Below are 18,633 nucleotides of genomic sequence, written 5' to 3'. Positions count from 1 at the left end.
AAGTTACCGCCGGTCAGCACAGGAAAACAGAGCTGTTCTGTAAAGATGACGCACGCGAGCAGATCGCGACAGAAGATGTCGGGAATCGACAGCGAAGTGGCTCGTACGGCGCACGCCGAGGAGGTGGCGCCGGCCGGAGCCGGGCCACCTCGTCTTCAGCGCCTTCTTCCGCTTCGTCCGTACCGGGCGCGTTCGGACACGCCCGGTACTACTCCCACTCGATGGTGCCCGGCGGCTTCGAGGTGACGTCGAGGACGACCCGGTTGACGTCACGGACCTCGTTGGTGATCCGGGTGGAGATCTTCGCGAGGACGTCGTACGGCAGGCGGGACCAGTCGGCCGTCATGGCGTCCTCGGAGGAGACCGGGCGCAGCACGATCGGGTGGCCGTAGGTACGGCCGTCGCCCTGGACGCCGACGCTGCGGACGTCCGCGAGCAGGACCACGGGGCACTGCCAGATGTCACGGTCCAGGCCGGCCGCGGTCAGCTCCTCGCGGGCGATCGCGTCGGCCTCGCGGAGCAGGTCCAGGCGCTCCTTGGTGACCTCGCCGACGATCCGGATGCCGAGACCTGGACCGGGGAACGGCTGGCGCTGGACGATCTCCTCCGGCAGGCCGAGCTCCTGGCCGACCATCCGGACCTCGTCCTTGAAGAGCTTGCGCAGCGGTTCGACCAGCTTGAACTCGAGGTCTTCCGGCAGACCGCCGACGTTGTGGTGCGACTTGATGTTCGCGGTGCCGGTGCCGCCGCCGGACTCCACCACGTCGGGGTAGAGGGTGCCCTGGACCAGGAACTCCACGGCCGGGCCCGCGTCGGCGATGATCTCCGCCTGGGCCTGCTCGAAGACCCGGATGAACTCGCGGCCGATGATCTTCCGCTTCTGCTCCGGGTCGGAGACCCCGGCGAGGGCGTCCAGGAAACGGGCCTCGGCGTCGACGACCTTCAGCTGGACGCCGGTCGCGGCCACGAAGTCCTTCTCGACCTGCTCGGTCTCGCCCTTGCGCATCAGGCCGTGGTCGACGTACACGCAGGTCAGCTGGGAGCCGATGGCCTTCTGCACGAGGGCGGCGGCCACCGCGGAGTCGACGCCGCCGGACAGACCGCAGATGGCACGCCGGTCGCCGACCAGTTCACGGATCGCGGCGACCTGCTCGTCGATGACGTTGCCGGTGGTCCAGGTCGGCTCGAGGCCGGCGCCCCGGTACAGGAAGTGCTCCAGGACCTGCTGGCCGTGCGTGGAGTGCATGACCTCGGGGTGGTACTGGACGCCGTAGAGCTTCTTCTCGTCGTTCTCGAAGGCGGCGACCGGGACGACGTCCGTGGACGCGGTCACGGTGAAGCCCGCGGGGGCGGCGGAGCAGGCGTCGCCGTGCGACATCCACACGTGCTGCTCGGCGGGGGTGCCCTCGAAGAGGGTGGAGGCCGCCTTGGAGACGTGCAGGTCGGTACGGCCGTACTCGCGGGCGCCGGTGTTGTCGACCGTGCCGCCGAGGGCCTGGGCCATCAGCTGGAAGCCGTAGCACATGCCGAAGACCGGGACGCCGGCCTCGAAGAGCTCGCGGTCCAGACGGGGGGCGCCCTCCTCGTACACGGACGAGGGGCCGCCGGAGAGGATGATCGCCGCCGGGTTCTTGGCGAGCATCTCGGCGACCGGCGTGGTGCTGGGCACGATCTCGCTGTAGACCCGGGCCTCACGGACGCGGCGGGCGATGAGCTGGGCGTACTGCGCGCCGAAGTCGACGACCAGGACGGTGTCGGGAGTGGCTGATGACACGAGGTGCCTTCCGGCGGTGTGGGCGGGGTCTGTGACTACCGATTCTAACGGGGTGCGCCGGGGCGGCTCCCGACCCCGCGGGCTCCGCCCCCAGCCCCCCGGAAACCCGTACCCACGCACACCCGTGCCCATGGAAACCCGGGCCCACCCGCCAGCCGGCCCGCCCCCGTCCGGGGACGAGGGTCTGTGGCATACTCGGCCCCATGCTCACCCACACGACCTTCCTCTTTACCTATGGCAACCGGCCCACCGGCTGCCATGGTCGTGCTGCTTGAGACACTGACAAGCGACTTCCCCAGGCGCCCCGGGCCGACAAGGTCCGGGGCGCCTGGTGTTTCTCCGGATCCTGTCGCTCCGGGGCACCGCAGCCCTTCAGACGAGGAGCCCCGACATGACCACGCTCGATGTGACCGGTGCCCGTACTCCCGAGGCCGCCGAGGTGATCGCCGGTGCGCGGGAGCGCATCGACGCGCTCGACGACCGGATCATCGGTCTGATCCAGGAGCGGATGGCCGTGTCCGCCGTCGTCCAGGAGGCCCGGATCACCTCCGGCGGCCGCCGGGTGAACCTCTCCCGGGAGATGGAGATCCTCGGCCACTACAGCACGGCGCTCGGCAAGCCCGGCACCGCGCTCGCCATGACGCTCCTGGAGCTGTCCCGGGGTCGCATCTGAGTCGGGCGGACCTGAGTTCGGGGCCTTTCTCACCCGTACGGCGCGTGACCGGCCCGTGGACCGTCTCGTTGGGTGGGGTGTCCGTGCCAGCCAGGGGCGGGCCCGAAGAACCACGCGTGGCTCACTGGGGCGATGAGACGTACGGAACGTGCCGTGCGTCGTGGGACCTCGCTCCAGTCAAGTGACCGGACGGCAGGGGACAGCAGCCCGGTCACCCAAGAGACGGCCGGCTCCGGGGACGCCCGGGGCCGACCGGCGGAAAATTGCAAAAATGCACAAGGGCTGGGTCAAACGGTTGCGGAGGCCGCGTACGTCCAGCACGATGCGCAGAAGGTCCGCAAGGCCTTCGGAGCTCCCAAGTCCCAGTTCAGGCAACGGTATTGCCGTGTGCCGACCGTCCGCCAAAGGTCGGGACCTGCCGTACGCCCCGAGCGCGCCGGGGCGCCGACCCGGGGTACGGACGGTGGCACAGGGCACAGAGACCAGCGGCGCAACCCCCCGGCGCCGCTTCCAGGCACCGACGCTGCCCTGACGTCGGTGCTGACGGAAGAAGGGCCCCGCGGCTCCGTCCCGCGGGGCCCTTCGCCTATGTACGGCTCGCCGTGCCGCAGGCCTGCTCGGTGCCGATGGCGCGGCTGCGGTCGTACGGGTCGACGGACGGACCGCTGGGGGCGGCCCCGGCGGTCGGAGCCTGGGACGGGAACTGCGGGTGCAGATAGCCGTCGTGGATGTCGCAGGCGGAGTTGCCGGCGTCCTCGTCGTAGCGCAGGAGGGTCAGGCGGCCGGGGGTGACCCGGTACCGCGCCGGGTCGGGGAGCTCGGCGTCGATGACGCGGCGCACGATCGTGCGGGTGACCTCGGTGGAGCCGTCGGCACGGACCACCGGGTAGACGAAGGTGTAGTCGGCGTGCACGGCCACGCCCTTGAACTTGCCCTTCGCGAAGGTGATCCGGCCGCGCACCTTGACGATCTTCCCGGCCTGCTTCACGTCCTTCGGGTCGAAGCGGCTGAACAGGAACAGCGGGTCGCGGGTCCTGCTGGGACTGCGCAGCGAGGTGTTGAGGTTGTCGAGCACGTCCGGCTGCTTGGGGTCGAGCACCGAGAGGGCGGCCCCGGGACGGCCGCCGGCCACCACGTCGGGGTTCAGGTTGGCGTCGACCAGCAGCCTCCTGGTCTGCTGGAGGGCCAGTTCGACACGGTCCTTCGGGATCGCGCCGAGCGCGGTGGCCTTCGGCAGCACGATGCCGGCCGCGCCGTCGGCCCAGCGCAGCGCCGGGGAGCCGGCGAACGGGTGGGCGAGCGTGGGGGTGTCGGGGGCGACCGCTGAGGGCGGGGCGGTCGGGGTGACGGTCTCGTCGGGCAGGGGCGTGGTGGCGGTGTCCGGGCCGGCGGACGAGCCGAAGGGATCGCCCGGGATCAGGGAGGGCCGCATCGCCACGACGGCCACGGCGATCGCCAGCGGAACGCCGATGACCGCCCAGATCCTGCGGCGGCGGGCGGCCCGCCCGTTCATCTCCTGCCAGGCGGGCCCGGTCCGCCACCCCTCGGGCTCCCCCTTCCGCCGTTCGAGCCGCGCGGTCACCTCCCGGGCCCGGGCTGAGGGCTCCTTGGGGGCGGACGTGCGGATGTCCCGTTCGGTGTCGCGGAGGAACTGCTCCCACACCTCGTCGGATATGGAGGAGGACGACGGCTCGTCCCCCGACGATTCTTCGGACCGTCTGTCAGACATGACACTCTCTCGCTCGGCCGATCGACGGGGCGAGAATAGCCTTGGAATCGGCTGTGTCCATGCCACCCAACAACCCCCAGCGCGAGTGACCCACGTCACATAAGAATCCTGTGAATGCGGAGGCAACCATTCACAGGATTCACCGGTCACACCAGCGGAACCAGCGGTGACATCCATCCACCGCGTCTGATTGCTGATTGACGGGGGTCCTCATGAAACTTCGCCGGGTCGTCACCGCGACGGCCGTCACGGCCGTCATCGCGCCGGTCGCCCTGCTGTCCGCGCCGGTCGCCGCGTTCGCGGAGGACACGCCGTCCGCGTCGGCGTCCGAGAGCGCGCCGAGCGAGATCCCCGGCGACACGGCGTCCGCCTCGCCCTCCGACTCCGTCTCCCCGAGCGACAGCGCGTCGGCGTCCGAGTCCGCGTCGGCCTCCTCCTCGCCCAGCGACGGCGCGAGCGCGAGCGCCAGTGCGTCCGCCTCCGCGGAGCCGTCCGAGTCGGCCGAGCCCAGCGAGGACCCCTCCGACCCGGACGTGCCGTACTGCGAGGACCTCGACGAGAACTTCGGCGACGCCAAGGTGTCCGCCGACATCAAGGGTCTGCCCGGCAAGATCGTCGCGGGTGACGGCTTCCACGGTTTCCGGCTGGTCGTGACGAACGACTCCAAGACGGATGTCGAGGGCGTCGCCTTCTACGCCGAGATCGAGAACTACGAGCTCGACGAGTCGAAGTACCTCAGCCCGTACGTCGACCTGGAGTTCAAGAACCCCGAGAACGGCTCCTGGGACCGGATCGGCAGCGACGACTGGGCCGGCGACTACTTCTTCTACGTGGCCAAGCTCAAGTCCGGGGCGAGCAGGTCGATCGACCTGCGCGTCTCCATCGACGCCAAGGCGCCGGCCGGTGACGCCTACTCCTTCGGCTCCGGCGCCTACCTCGACAAGGTCGACGGCCAGGACTGCATCGCCGAGGGCTGGGCCCAGTACGACTTCACGGTCCTCAAGGCCGGCTCGTCCAACCCGGACCCGGGTACGGCCACCCCGAGCGACGACGGCGGCAAGGATTCCGTGAAGAAGCCGCAGGGCGACATCTCCGACCTGCCGACCGGCAACCTCGCCGACACCGGCTCCAGCTCGGCGCTCCCGGTCATCGGCCTGGTCGGCGGCGTCGCCGTCGTGGTCGGCGCGGGTGCGGTGGTCCTGGTACGGCGGCGGAAGGCCGGCGCGGACTCATAGGCAAGGTCGCGCGGACCGTCGTACAGCGGTCCGCGCGACCGATCGAAGAGGGACCTGGGCTCGGAGGGGGGCACAGGTCCCTCTTCGGTGTCCGGCCGCTCCTTCGGCCCGCTTCTTCGGCCTACTTCTTCGGCGGTACGGCGGGAATCCCGAGGAACGGCAGCCGCAGCGCTCCGAAGGCCTCGGCCGGGACCGCCGGACGGCGCGGCTCGACCGGCTGGAGACGCCGGTAGGGCTCGCCCTGCCGCGGACGCGGGTCCGCCTCGCCCTCGTTGGGCCAGTACGACATCGCGCGCTCGGCCTGCGCCGTGATGGTGAGGGACGGGTTCACGCCCAGGTTCGCGGAGACGGCGGCGCCGTCCACGACCGAGATGCCGGGGTGGCCGTACAGCCGGTGGTACGGGTCGATGACCCCCGTCTCGCGGGAGTCGCCGATGGGGCAGCCGCCGAGGAAGTGCGCGGTGAGCGGGGTGCCCATCAGCTCGCCGACGTTGCTGCCGGGGAAGCCGTTGATCTCGGCGGCGAGCGCGGTGGCCGCCTCCGACGCGGCCCTGATCTGCTTGGGGTTGGGAGCGCCGTGGCCCTGCCGGGCGGTGAGCAGGCCCTTGCCGACGCCGTCCGGTTTCAGGAACGTCGTCAGGGAGTTGTCCAGCGACTGCATCACCAGGCCGATGATGGTCCGCTCCGACCAGCGCCGGTTGGAGAGCGAGCGCAGCACCAGGAGGGGGTGGCGGGCCGCGTTCGCCAGCCAGCCGAGGACCCGGGAGGAGCCCTCCGCGTACGGCACCTGGAGGATCGACAGCCCGCCCATCGCGTTCGAGCCCTTGCCGTAGCGGACCGGCTCGATGTGCGTGTTCTCGTCCGGGTGGACGGAGGACGTGATCGCCACACCCCGGGTGAAGTCGGCCCTGGGGGTGCCGTGCGCCTTGCGGTAACGGCGGTTGTCGGTCTGCGCGCCGACCAGGGCCTCGGAGTTGGTGCGGGTCAGGTCGCCCAGGCGGTCGGAGAGATACGGCAGCTGACCGCCGGCCTTCATACGGTGCAGGAGGGTCTGGGTGCCGTAGGTGCCGGCGGCGATGACGACCCGGCGGGCCGTGAAGATCCGGCCCCTGGCCCTGCGACGGTCGTCGGTGGGCAGGGTCGCGACCGCGTAGCCGCCCTGGGAGTCGTCGGTGACGGAGACCACCGTCGTCATCGGGTGGACCACCGCGCCGGCCTGCTCGGCGAGGTGGAGGTAGTTCTCGTTGAGGGTGTTCTTCGCGCCGTGCCGGCAGCCGGTCATGCACTCGCCGCACTCGGTGCAGGCGTTGCGGGCGGGGCCCGCACCGCCGAAGTAGGGGTCGGCGACCTGGCCGCCGGGTGCCGCCTTCGCCTCGCCGTCGGCGTCCTTGCCGTCGCCGAAGAAGACGCCGACCGGGGCGAGGTGGAAGGTGTCGCCGACGCCCAGCTTCTCCGCCGCCGCCTTCAGGTGGACGTCGGACGGGGTCATCGTCGGGTTGAGCCGTACGCCGAGCATGCGCTGCGCCTGGTCGTAGTACGGCTTCAGCTCCTCCTGCCAGTCGGTGATGTCACGCCACTGGGGGTCGTCGAAGAAGGGCTTCGGCGGGATGTACAGGGTGTTGGCGTAGTTGAGCGAGCCGCCGCCGACGCCTGCTCCGGCCAGCACCATGACGTTGCCGAGGAGGTGGATGCGCTGGATGCCGTAGCAGCCGAGCTTGGGGGCCCAGAGGTAGTTCTTGATGTCCCAGGAGTTCTTGGGGAGGGTTTCGCGGGTGAAGCGGCGGCCGGCCTCCAGGACGCCTACGCGGTAGCCCTTCTCGGTGAGACGCAGGGCGGTCACCGAGCCGCCGAAGCCTGAGCCGACGACGATGACGTCGTAGTCGTAGTCGTGGGTGTCCTGGGGCACGGGTGCTCCTCGTTGAGTTTCGCCTGCGGGTGTTCCGTGGTTGCTCGCGCCCACCCGGCGGAGCCGCATATCGCTATGGCCCGCGCCCCTGACGGGGCGCTTATCGCAGCCTCAGTGCCTTCATCACCCGGAGACTGGTGCTCATGAACTGGGCGTACTTCTCGTCGTCCATGCCCAGCGAGGGCGCCATGGGAAGGAGCCGCTGCTGGGCGACCGTCTGCGCCTCCGTGTACTTGAGGATGCCCTCCGAGCCGTGCCGGCGGCCCAGGCCCGAGTCCTTCATGCCGCCCATCGGGGACTGCACGCTGCCGTAGGCGGCGGCGTAGCCCTCGTTGACGTTGACCGTGCCGGCGCGCAGGCGGGCGGCGACCTCGCGGCCCCGGCTGCCGTTCTTCGTCCAGACGGAGGAGTTGAGGCCGTACGGGGTGCCGTTGGCGTGTGCGATGGCCTCCTCCTCCGTCTTGAAACGGTAGAGGGAGACGACCGGGCCGAAGGTCTCCTCCGTGCAGACGGCCATCGCGTCCTCGACGCCGTCGAGGATGGTGGGCTCGTAGAAGTAGGGGCCGATGTCCGGGCGGGCGGTGCCGCCGGCGACGACGGTCGCACCCTTCTCGACGGCCTCCTCGACATGCCGCTTGACGGTCTCCAGCTGCCGTTCCCCGACCAGGGACCCCATGTCGGCGCCGTAGGCGAGGGACGTGCCGAGGCGCATGGCCTTGGTGCGGGCGGCGAAGCGCTCGACGAAGGCGTCGGCGATCGACTCGTGGACGTACAGCCGCTCGATGGAGATGCAGAGCTGGCCGGCCGAGGAGAAGCAGGCGCGGACCGCGCCCGCGGCGGCCTTCTCGATGTCGGCGTCGTCGAGGACCAGCATGGCGTTCTTGCCGCCGAGTTCGAGGGACACGCCGACCAGGCGGGCCGCCGCACCCTGCGCCACCTCGCGCCCGGTGCGGGTGGAGCCGGTGAAGGAGACGTAGTCGGCGTGCCGGACGACCTCGGGACCGACGACCGGGCCCTCACCGAGGACGACCTGGAAGACGTCGGCGGGCAGCCCCGCCTCGATGAGGAGGTCGCGGGCCCACAGCGCGGTCAGACAGGTCTCGGTGTCCGGCTTCATGACGACCGCGTTGCCCGCGGCGAAGGCGGGGAGCGCGTCACCGACGGAGAGTTCGAGGGGGTAGTTCCAGGGGGCGATCTGGCCCACCACACCCCGCGGGTGGCGCAGTTCGGTCACCCGGGTGAGAGTGGGCATGGCGCCCGCGTGCCGCTTGGGGCGCAGATAGGCGGGGGCCTTGCGGCCGTAGTGCCGGGAGGCGACCGCGACGGCCTGCACCTCTTCGTGGGCATGCAGGCGGGCCTTGCCTGTCTCCAGCTGGATGAGGTCGAGGACCTCGGCCTGGCGGGCCAGGATCAGATCGTGGAAGCGGAGCAGGACGGCGGCGCGCTGCCGTACCGGCACCTTCGCCCACACGGCCTGCGCGGCGCGGGCCGCGTCGAAGGCCTTGGCCACGTCCTCGGGGGTGGACTCGGGCAGGTCGGCCAGCTTCTCGCCGGTGAAGGGCGTGTGGTTGGCCGTGCGTCCGGAGCCGACGACACCCTTGGTGAGCTGGGCGACCAGCTCGGGCGTGACCACGTCGGCGGCGGTTCGGGCCCCCGCGGGGGCAGGAGCGAGCGGGTTGGTGCCGGTGGTGGCCGATGCGTGGGCGGGGGCCTGCGAGTCCGTCATGAGGCGCAGGGTATTCGGGAGCGCAGCCTTTGGGTACCCGTCGGTAACTCGGATTCACCGACCGCACACATACCGCCAGTGATCACTGGCAGGGAATGCGCTGATCAGGGGCTTGACGGGGACGATCAGCGCTGGTCAGTCGCGTTCCGGTTTTTTGGCGAGGAGCAGGCCGAGGGCGGCGAGCGGGGTGAGACGGCGGGGTTCGGGGGCCGTCCCGGAGGGTGGAACCGAGGCGGGAGCAGGGGTGGGGGCGGGCGGGGTGGGGGCCGGGGGTGCGGTCACCCATTCCGGAAGGCTCGCGCCGGCGGCCTCGGCGAGTGCCTCGGCGACGTCGGCGGCGGCCGGCCGGGCCTCCGGTTCGGTGGCGCACAGCTGTGCGAGCAACGGCGCGAGGGGGCCCTCCGCGCTCGCCATGGCCGTACGGAGCAGGGCGCCCAGGGACCACAGGTCGGAGGCGGGCCCGGCGCCGCGCCCCTCCCCGCACTCCGGGGCCACGAAGTCACCGCCGCACGGCTCCGGCTGGGCCGCGCCGATGCCGAAGTCGGTGACGACGACGCGCTCGCCGCCGGCTTCGAGCAGGACGTTGGAGGGCTTGAGGTCACGGTGGACGATGCCGACGCTGTGGGCGGCGTGCAGCGCGCCGAGGACAGCGAGCCCGACCCGGGCGGCCTCGGCGGGCGGCAGCGGCCCGCGCGCGGCGAGCGCGGCGTGCAGGGACTCCCCCGTCACCAACTCCATGACGATCCAGGGGAGTTCGCCGTCGAGGAGGACGTCGTGGATGGCGACGGCGGCCGGGTGGTCGACGCGGGCGGCGGCCCGGGCCTCGTGCAGCAGCCGGTGCGCGGCACGCTGTCGTTCCTCGTCCGCCGGCTCACCGGTCAGGCGCAGTTCCTTGAGGGCGACGTACCGCGCGATGCGAGCGTCCCCGCGGTCCGACGGCGCCCGGTTCTCCGCCGGGTCCCGTCCGTCCCGCTCGTCGTGCTCGTCGCGAGCGCGCCACACCGTGCCGGCCGGCCCGGAGCCGATGCGCTCGGCCAGTCGATAGCGCCCACCGATCAGACGTCCCTCGACCGGCCGTTCGCCGTCTTCGCTCATGTCACATCAGTACCCTGCGCACCATGCCCTTGTCGAAGCGGCGCGGTCAGCCGGCCTTGGCGGGGGCCCGCCACCATTCTGACGGGCGGGGCTGCCTCCGGCGGTGGAGCCCCTCCCTGACGTCCTCGGCCATCACCGGACCCGCGACGCGTGGGATCTTCCGCTCCCGCCGACCGCCGCCGCCCGGTACCTTCGAACCCCTGGTCCAGCAACTCGGCGAACTTGCCGTCCGCGCGCCGTATTTCGGCCGAGAACCAGGTGACCTCAAGAACCTCCTTTGTGGCCGGATCATCGACAACCCTCTGAAGGAAGAACCGGATCGTGATCTCGTCCCGGTACTCGAAAAGAGTTCATCCGTCGCCCTCGGCACAGTCGTCGACGAACTCCGTCCATTTCTCAATGGCGTGATCGGAAGTCAGCGAGGAAGACCGGCCGAGGTCCCCGGCCAGTTTCCTGAACCTGTCGAGGACAGCACTGCACACCTCTTTCCCGTTGCTCTCCCGGACCGCTACTGGTACGCCATGGCGCTCCGACGGAAGTAGGAGAGACCGTACACGGGCCGGAAGAACGTGGAGATGGTCCCACTGGCTTTGTTCATGAGACCGGACCGCGGATGTCCACGACTTCGGAAGGCACTACGGTCTGGCTCTGTTCGATTGCGGCATCAGCAATCGCGTGTCGACCTCCGCAGCCGCCACGCCGGCCGGTGCCGCCCTCCGTACCATCGAGCACGGTTGCGGGAGCTAGGTGCGATCCTCCATGCGTGAACCATCTCGGCGACGCACACCTGCAAACCTGGACGCTGCACTTCATGGCCCTCCTAGCAGCCAACACCCAGGATCAACTTGCCTGGCTGGACGAGCGCGAGCTGGAGACCAAGGACATCGTTGAAGAGGTGGAGCTCCTCTGCCGCGTCTCTGAAGGACTCGCGGAGCGCGGAGCCTTCGAGCCCGAGGACCTGTACGAGCTTCGGGCCATCGGCCGTCGCCTCAGCGACATCGATGCCACCTGCCTCGTCGGCCTCTGGGACAACGCACTGGCCACCGATTCAGCGTGGGACGACATACGTTCTCTCGCCCGCCGGTTTCTCCTCACCAGGCTGGGCGACTGGCGTCAGCCACTCCCACGTCCCGTGCGCCCGCACACGGGCGACCACTGAGCCGCCAGACCGCCTGTGCGACTGTGCGACTGTGGCCCAGTCGGCGCCGCACAAACGACATCGCGGGATCGTCACGGCTACGTTCGGATGGGTGTCAGCAGGTAGGCCGCCGCACACCGCCTGCCCACGAGGCTTACGCGCGAGGACGCCCGGCCGGAAGACTCCGGCCGGGCGTCCTGGATCATTGGCTCGGCTCGCCTAGTCGACGTCGAAGACCTGGCCCAGCGGAACCCGTGGATCCAGCCGGGCCACCAGACAGGTTCTGTGGACGAACAGCTCCTGCTGAGCCTCCGAGAGGCGCCTGGAGACGGTCAGCCGAAGCAACTCGGGGTCCGTTTCTCCGACATCATCGAAGCACAGAGCACAGGAATACACGGTCACGCTCATGACGGCGTTCCCTCCCCGTCAGCCCAGTCCAGACCATCGTCCCTTTTCGATCTGCCGCTCAATCCAGCCGTCCTCCGACACTTGGTTCGTAATAATGTTGCCGTTGCCCGGGTTGCGGATCGTCACATGGCTGCGGCCTCCGCCTTGGCTCCAGACGTATATCTGGTTGCCGTTCTCGTCGTACATCATTCTTTCCGCGTTCGATATCACTTCGTCCGCATTGATTCCCCGCTGCCCTTCACGCACGGTCGCATGGATCGTACTATTGTTCCCCTCTCCGGCCGACCCGCTGGGCGCGGCCTCCGCTTCTTTGGGGGTCTCCTTGTACGTGATATCGGCGTTCCAGTCGCCGTTGCAGGTGCATTCCGCTGCGTGACCGGGCATCAGTCCACTGCAGTTGTGCACCAGGATCTGAGCGGATCCCGCCATCACGTAGTAGGTGTGCAGTCCTCTGACGGTGAGGTTGTGGACCGTTGCCGTCAGGGCCGTCCAGCGCTTCACCGCGGTGATCTGGACGCGGGTTCCCGAGGCGGTGGTCAGCCACTCGCCGGAGTGCAGGTCGGTGGCGTCGATCCACTCGCCGAGTTCCGGCACCCAGAAGGGGTGAGCGTCGGTCGCGGTGACCGAAGCGGTCTTGGCCCCCTTCTTGCCGTCAACATCGACCGTCACCTTGACCAGGTGCTTGAGGCCGACGCCCTTGATCTCGGCGGTGACCTTCTCGGGTTTGGTCGTGCCGGTCTCCGGATCGGTGGCCAGTACCTCGTCGCCGATCTTCACGTCCTTGATGGCCTTGGTGGTGCCGTCGGCCATCAGCACCTTGGTGTGAGGAGTGAAGCTGTTCGGCTTCTTCACGGCGCAGGAGGCCGCCTCAGCGAACCGGTCCGCTTCCTTCCTGCTCTTGCGCCAGTCCTTGAAGGTCTTCAGCAGGTCCTTGCCCAGGCCGTAGATGCGTTTGCCGAGGGCCGCGGCCTTGTCCCAGCGGAACAGGTACTTCTTGGCGAGCTTGGCCAGGGGGCCGCCGCCAAGGAACGAACCGACCACGTTCAGGGCCGTGTTGCCGCAGGCGCCCAGGTTGCCGGTGGTGAAGCAGTCCAGGGCGTCGGTGATGCCGAGTTCGTCCATCGCGATCTTGCCGAGTTCCTTGGCGATCGCGATCGCGCGCTGTTTGGCCGAGTCCTCCTTCGCCCGGGCGGTGTCCGCCTGCGCCTGCGCCGGGGTGTAGGTCGTCCCGCTGCCGGTGCCGCCCGAGCCGCCGCTGTCGCGGGTGTCGACCGCGCCGCGGTGGGTGGAGGGGCCGGGACCGCACTCGTTCCAGCCGCCGACGCAGTCGGCGAGGCGCATGCCCGACGCGTCGCTGTTGGAGACCGGGCTGTTGTTCGCGTACGCGTACCCGTTGATCTGCTGTGGGTCCGTGTAGTCGATCACCGGGTCGGCCGAGATGAAGCGGCCGGTGTCGGAGTCGTACTCGCGGGCGCCGAGGGTCGTCAGGCCCGTGGAGGCCTGGACGGTGCCGCCGACGAAGCCCTTGTCGTTCACCCAGCCCGTGGACGAGGACGTGGAGTCGTCGCGGAGGTTGCCGAACGTGTCCATGCGGCGGCGGGTCGTCGAACCCGTCTTCGCGTCGACCGCCAGCTGTGCCGTGCCCTGGTTGTCCGAGGCGAGGAAGTGGACGCCGTCCGCCTCGCGCATGGCGACCGTGGTGCCGGCGAAGCTGTAGTAACGGGTCGCCGTGACCTTGGCCGTCGACTTGTCGTAGTGCAGCTCCGTGCCGGGGAGGTAGAACGTCTTCTCCGTCGGCGTGTCCCGGAGGATGCGGGAGCCCGACGCGTCGTACTTGTACGTCGTCACCGAGTTGTCGGCGTTCGTGACCGTCGTCAGCTCGCCCTGCTTGTCCCAGGCCAGCGACTGGGTGTCGCCGTCCAGGACACGGGTCTTCGTGTTGCCCGACGCGTCGTAGGTGTAGGAGTTCTGGGAGGTGACCGCGGGCGTGGTGCTGGTCGCGTCCGTCTTCTCCGTCACCGACGACACCGTGTGGGCGCCGGAGACCGAGCCGTTGGGGCCGGAGCCCGTCTCGCCGTACTTGTAGGTGCGGCTCGACGTCGCCGCGCCGTTCAGGCCGTGGCGCACCTCGCTAGTGCGGTTGCCGATGGTGTCGTAGCCGTAGTCGGTCCAGTAGGGGGATACCCCGCCCACCGTGGACGCCGACGCCCCGGACGCGCAGGACGCGTCCGTCGGGCCTGTGCCCTTCGCGTCGTTCGACGCCACCGACGACGTCCACGCGGAGGAGAGGCGGCCCATGCCGTCGTACGTGAAGCACTGGACGTCGCTCGTGCCGCCGGTCGGCGTGTCGGCGATGGAGAGGATGTCACCGGCCTTGTCGTAGGTGTAGTCGGCGTCGTAGGCGACGCTCGACGCGCCCTGGACGTCCACCCGCGAGTTGGTCAGACGGTCGGTGCCGGCCTCGTAGTTGTTGGTGATCCACGTCTTCTTCGCCGTGGACTCACCCGTGTACAGCTCCAGCTGTTCCAGGTTCGAGGTCGGGGAGTAGGACGCGTCCGAGACGTAACTCAGGCCGCCGAGCGAAGAGTTGAGGCCGGTCGGGCGCTGGAGGCCGTCGTAGACGTAGCCGACCGCCTCGGCGGACAGGTCACCGGTCGCCGGCAGGCCCTGGCTCTGCAGCGTGCCGTCGTCGTTGTACTGGGCCGTGAACTCGTACGTCCCGCCCAGCTGCGGCTCGGCCGTCTTGGAGAGGTAGTACTTGGTGGAGACGGGGGCGTAGTCGTTGTCGGGGTCCAGGGTCGGGTAGGTGACCGACGAGTAGACCGCGCCGTCCTTGTAGGTGTAGACGCCGTACAGCTCGCCCTTGTAGACCGTGTCGTACTTGGAGACGGAGAGCTTGGTGCCCGTCGTCGCCTCGCCCTGCCAGGTGGAGACCGCCCGGCCGAGCTCGTCGTAGACCGTGGACGTCTTGTCGCCGTTCACCGTGACCGACGTCTGGCGGTCCAGTGCGTCGTACGTGTACGAGGACGAACCGGTGTCGGGGTCGACCGCCGTCTTCTTGCGGCCCAGCTGGTCGTAGGTGTAGGTCCAGTCGTTGCCCTTGTCGTCCGTGACGCTCGTCAGCCGGCCGGCGTCGTCGTAGCCGTAGGACGTGGTGACCGCGTCGCCGTCCACCGGGTACTGGATCCGGGTCGTGGTGTTGTCCCGGCCGTCCTTCACCACCGTCGTCTTCACGCCGCCCTGCGGTGGGGTGGTCGTGACGCGGTCGCCGCCGTAGGCGTACGTGGTGCGGTAGTCCTCGGTGCCGTTGACCTTGAAGATCGAGGCCGTGGTGCGGCCGGCGCCGTCGTACTGCGTGACGGTCGTCGCGTCCAGGTCGGCGTCGACCGGGTCGAAGAGGGCTGAGGACGGGGCGCCGGTGGTGAAGTAGGTGTCGTTGACCTTTGCCACGCGGCCCGAACCGTCGTAGAGCGTGTCGGCGACCATGCGGCCGCCCTCGCCCTCGGTCTGGTCCTGGCGGGGCCGGAGCCAGCCGTCGTACAGCGACCACTCGCTGCCGTACGACGTGCCGTCGTTCTCGATCTTCTGGGTGTGGACGGCGGCCGGGTCGGCGGCACCCCGGATCAGGTACTCGTACTTGATGGACGGGGTGAAGTTCTTCGCCTTGGGGCGGTCCTGCAGCCAGACCGAGACCAGGCGGCCGAGGCCGTCGTAGGCGAGGTCGGAGCGCAGGCCGTTCTGGTCGGTCTTGGCGGTCGGCTGGCCCCAGGCGGGGGCGTACTCGGTGGTCGTCGTCCAGCCGTCGATGTTGGTGACCGTCGACTTGGTCGCCAGGCCGTAGGTGTCCGTGTAGACCGTGGAGGACGTGTACTGGGTGGAGGACGAAGCCGTCTCGGCGTCCTTCACCACCAGCGGGCGGCCGTAGGCGTCGTACGTCGTCACGGCGGTCGTCTGGTACGTGGCCGTCGTGCCGTCGTGGGCCGTGAGGCGCTTGGTCGTCGTGGGATCGCCCTTGGTCGGGGCGGCGCCCAGGGTCGTCGAACCGTCGTAGTAGGTGAGGTCGTCGGAGATGACGTCCTTGGAGCGGTCGGGGGTGGAGGCGCAGTCGACGCCGACCTTCTCGACCCGCGAGACCATCGTGTAGATGTGCGCGCTCGCGCTGTCCGCGTACTCGGTGCGGGTGCACTGGTTGTCGGCGACGCCGACCTCGCCGTCGTCGTCGACCGTCTTCTCGCGGCCGGTCGCGTCGTCGTAGGTCGTGGTGGACTTGGTGTGCCGCCAGCCGCCCACCGCGAGCGCGGTGTAGGTGTCGGTCGAACCGGTCGCCACGTAACGGGCCTTGTAGGTGGCCCAGTCCCGGGTCTCCGTAGCGGTCACCGCGGTCCACGGCACCGTCACCGACTTCTCGGTGATGTCGTCGCCGTTGTAGGTGAGCGTCTCCAGCTCCTGGCCGGCCTTCCAGTCGGAGTCGTCGTAGGAGACGCCGTTGGAGTCGGTGACGGTCGCGGAGCGGGTGGTGCCGTTCTTGTCGACGTCGCCGTCGAGACCGCGGAAGAAGACGTGCTCGGTGCGGGTGTTGGCGGCGGAGTTGGTGCCGTCGGAGGTGACGACCCGGACCCTGCCGTAACCGCGCCAGTCGCTCCAGGTGCGGTCCTCGGTCTTGGTGATGCCGTCGGCCGGGGTCTTCCGCCAGCCCGCGTCACCGAGGTAGGTGTACGAGGTGACCTGGTCGGCGTTGCCGCCGGTGAGGTCGGTCTGTACGACGGAGGCGACCACGTACTTGTGGAACCAGTCCGTGATCGGGTCGGTGGCGCCGGGCGGGTTCCACTTCACCGGGAAGCAGCGCTTGGTGGAGGAGTCCTCCGCCGGGACGTTGCTCGTCGTGCACTGGTTGTCGGCGTAGTTGACGCTGAGCACGCCGCCCGACTCGTTCTGTACCCCGGAGAGGCGGAAACGGTAGAAGGGCTGGATGTTGTTGCCGGTCTCGTCGACGCGGTTGGGCAACTGGGTGCCGTACAGCTGGACGGACGGGACGGAGGCGTCGGTGCCGACCTTGCCGGTGTGGTCGATCTTGCTGAGCCACAGGGACTTGGAGCCGTCGCCGTTGTCGGTGAAGTCCTGGGTGAGGCTCCACACGTCCACCGGGGTGTAGGCGGAGTCACCGGTGCGGATCTGGGTGGTGACCTTCGTGAGCTTCTTGCGGGTCCAGAAGGTGGGCGAGTTCTGGCCGGGGCACTTGCTGTCCGCCTTGCAGTTCTGGTCCCAGGGCACGTCCGGCCAGTCGGCGGCCGTGGAGTCCGTGAGGGCGCCGGCGGAGCAGTCCGTGAGCGAGCCCACGCAGCGTTCGGCGGTGGTGAAGACGACCTGGGCGGCCGGCTTGGTGGAGTAGACCGTGCCGTCGCGCTGGCCGTAGTCGATGCGCTTGAGGTAGCCGCCGCGGATGTAGGCCTTGCCGTTCTCGGTGGTCTTCAGGCCCTGCGTGTAGTAGTTGGTCTCCGTGCCGTAGAAGTACGACATGGCGTTGCCGTGCGGGTCGACGACGTAGTCGAGGTTCCAGCGCCAGGCCTGGGTGCAGTAGGCGTCCGCGAAGGTGGCGTTGTAGCAGGGCTCGCCGGAGTCGTCGCCGTAGACCGGGACGGTCCAGGTGGAGTTGGTCTCCTCGTTGCCGCTCGCGTAGCCGGTGAGATGGTTGAGGCCGAAGTAGTACTGGGTGCCGTCGCCGGTGGTGATCTTCCAGTACTCGCCGTTGTCGTCGCCGTTGACGGCGCCGGTCAGGTGCTCGACCTTGGAGTTGTCGTCGGAGCTGATCCGCCACTCGCCGGTCTTGTCGGCCTTGACCAGCCGGCCCGAACTGCCGCCCGTCAGCGACAGGGTGGCGTTGTCGAACGCCCAGCACTCGTCGCCGTTGGTGTCGTCGTGGCCGTCGTCGGCACAGGCGTTGTAGCTGCGCTCGATGTAACCGGGGTCGTAGGAGAAGCCCTGGCCGATCCACGAACCCTGGTTGTTGGTGGTGGCCGTCTGGCCGTCGATCGACTGGGAGTTGTAGCTGAGGCCGACGGTCGGCTGCATGCCGCCGGGGACCGGCGGGACGCTCATCGGGTACGACCAGGTGAACGCGCCGGAGCTGGTGTCGACGCCCCACTGCGAGGACTGCGCGAGGCTGGTCGCCTTGTAGTCGCCGCCGTCGCCGCCGCTGCTCGCGGTGGCCGCCACGACGGTGACCGAGGAGGTGGCGGAGTCCGCTTCGAGGAGCTGGGCGGAGGGGCCGGAGGTGTCGGCGGCCGCCTGCACGGTCGCGGTCAGGGTCTGCTCGGCCTGGTCGTTCGCCGTCTTCAGATAGGTCGGCGTCGAGCAGGACCTCTTCTCCGGCGTCGTCAGCACGCACGCGGGGTACGTGGCGAGCCGCAGCCGGGAGCCGTAGGCGCCGCCGAAGGCGCCGCCGAAGTCCGCGTAGTCCAGGGTGACCTGGGCGGGGCCAGCGGTGGTGGCGCCGTCGGTGCGGGCGACGGTGAACAGCACGCCGTCCACGCCGGCCGCCTCGGTGGCCTTGCGGCCGAGGACCTGGACGCGGACGGAGTCGGCGCCCTTGGCCCCGCCGGCCGCCCTGGCGGTCAGGGGCAGGCCGGCGGCCTTGACCGCCTTGCCGCCGAGGTCGACCTCGGCGCTGCCCGCCTTGGGCCAGTGGGCTTTGGAGGTCTTCCTGACCGCGGCCTTCGCGGCCTGGTCGGTCTTCTTGAGGGTCTTGGCGGTGGCCTTCTTGCCGCGCACCGGCTTGTCGAGGTCGGTCTGCGTCTTGGGCCGGGTCACTCCGGTGTCGGAGGCCGTGGCCGCGGGGGCGTACTGCGGGAGCAGCCCTATGGACAGCGCCAGTCCGAGGACCACCGCAGCCCGTCTGCGACCGCTTCGCCAGGCCGGTCGTACCGACCGGAACCAGGCAGGCGAGGACATC

Annotated in this window: 11 protein-coding genes; 4 read left to right on the top strand and 7 right to left on the bottom strand. The window is 69.7% G+C overall.

The annotated features are described in order from the left end of the window. Positions 1–208: 208 nt before the first annotated feature. The gene (gene guaA, locus LQ326_RS08285; RefSeq protein ID WP_234534194.1) at positions 209–1,774 is read right to left on the bottom strand and encodes a glutamine-hydrolyzing GMP synthase; all 1,566 of its coding nucleotides are present in this window, start codon (positions 1,772–1,774) and stop codon (positions 209–211) included. A gap of 391 nt (positions 1,775–2,165) precedes the next feature. Between guaA and LQ326_RS08280 the strand changes: the two genes are divergently transcribed. Then, on the top strand, positions 2,166–2,447 hold the full coding sequence (locus LQ326_RS08280; RefSeq protein WP_234534192.1) for a chorismate mutase: 282 nt from the start codon (positions 2,166–2,168) through the stop codon (positions 2,445–2,447). Positions 2,448–3,033: 586 nt separating this feature from the next. On the opposite strand, the gene LQ326_RS08275 is transcribed toward LQ326_RS08280, so the two are convergent. Continuing rightward, entirely contained in the window at positions 3,034–4,176 is a 1,143-nt protein-coding gene (locus LQ326_RS08275; RefSeq protein WP_234534190.1) for a hypothetical protein, read from the bottom strand. Between the two features lie 212 nt (positions 4,177–4,388). Between LQ326_RS08275 and LQ326_RS08270 the strand changes: the two genes are divergently transcribed. Continuing rightward, positions 4,389–5,411, top strand: coding sequence for an LAETG motif-containing sortase-dependent surface protein (locus LQ326_RS08270; RefSeq protein WP_234534188.1), 1,023 nt, complete (start codon positions 4,389–4,391; stop codon positions 5,409–5,411). 121 nt (positions 5,412–5,532) lie between these two features. On the opposite strand, the gene LQ326_RS08265 is transcribed toward LQ326_RS08270, so the two are convergent. From LQ326_RS08265 to LQ326_RS08255, 3 genes are all read right to left on the bottom strand, one after another. Then, a complete protein-coding gene (locus tag LQ326_RS08265) occupies positions 5,533–7,317 on the bottom strand; it encodes a GMC family oxidoreductase N-terminal domain-containing protein (protein WP_234534187.1) in 1,785 nt (594 codons plus the stop codon). A 100-nt stretch (positions 7,318–7,417) separates the two neighbouring features. Beyond that, on the bottom strand, positions 7,418–9,043 hold the full coding sequence (locus LQ326_RS08260) for a succinic semialdehyde dehydrogenase (RefSeq protein ID WP_234534185.1): 1,626 nt from the start codon (positions 9,041–9,043) through the stop codon (positions 7,418–7,420). A 135-nt stretch (positions 9,044–9,178) separates the two neighbouring features. Further along, positions 9,179–10,138 (bottom strand): serine/threonine-protein kinase, encoded by a 960-nt coding sequence (locus LQ326_RS08255; protein WP_234534183.1) that lies wholly within the window; start codon positions 10,136–10,138, stop codon positions 9,179–9,181. 23 nt (positions 10,139–10,161) lie between these two features. Here LQ326_RS08255 and LQ326_RS08250 point away from each other — a divergent pair, with 23 nt between their 5' ends. After that, positions 10,162–10,680, top strand: a complete 519-nt coding sequence (locus LQ326_RS08250) for a hypothetical protein (RefSeq protein ID WP_234534181.1) — start codon at positions 10,162–10,164, stop codon at positions 10,678–10,680. Between the two features lie 221 nt (positions 10,681–10,901). Beyond that, entirely contained in the window at positions 10,902–11,297 is a 396-nt protein-coding gene (locus LQ326_RS08245; RefSeq protein WP_234534180.1) for a hypothetical protein, read from the top strand. 198 nt (positions 11,298–11,495) lie between these two features. On the opposite strand, the gene LQ326_RS08240 is transcribed toward LQ326_RS08245, so the two are convergent. Both LQ326_RS08240 and LQ326_RS08235 read right to left on the bottom strand, forming a co-directional pair. After that, the gene (locus LQ326_RS08240) at positions 11,496–11,684 is read right to left on the bottom strand and encodes a hypothetical protein (protein WP_234534178.1); all 189 of its coding nucleotides are present in this window, start codon (positions 11,682–11,684) and stop codon (positions 11,496–11,498) included. Between the two features lie 18 nt (positions 11,685–11,702). Beyond that, positions 11,703–18,632 (bottom strand): polymorphic toxin-type HINT domain-containing protein, encoded by a 6,930-nt coding sequence (locus LQ326_RS08235; RefSeq protein WP_234534177.1) that lies wholly within the window; start codon positions 18,630–18,632, stop codon positions 11,703–11,705. Between the last annotated feature and the right edge of the window lies 1 nt (position 18,633).

Origin of the sequence: Streptomyces shenzhenensis (genome assembly GCF_021462265.1) — a bacterium.
In the GTDB taxonomy this organism is placed as follows: domain Bacteria; phylum Actinomycetota; class Actinomycetes; order Streptomycetales; family Streptomycetaceae; genus Streptomyces; species Streptomyces shenzhenensis.
This window is presented reverse-complemented; position numbering and strand designations above follow the sequence as displayed.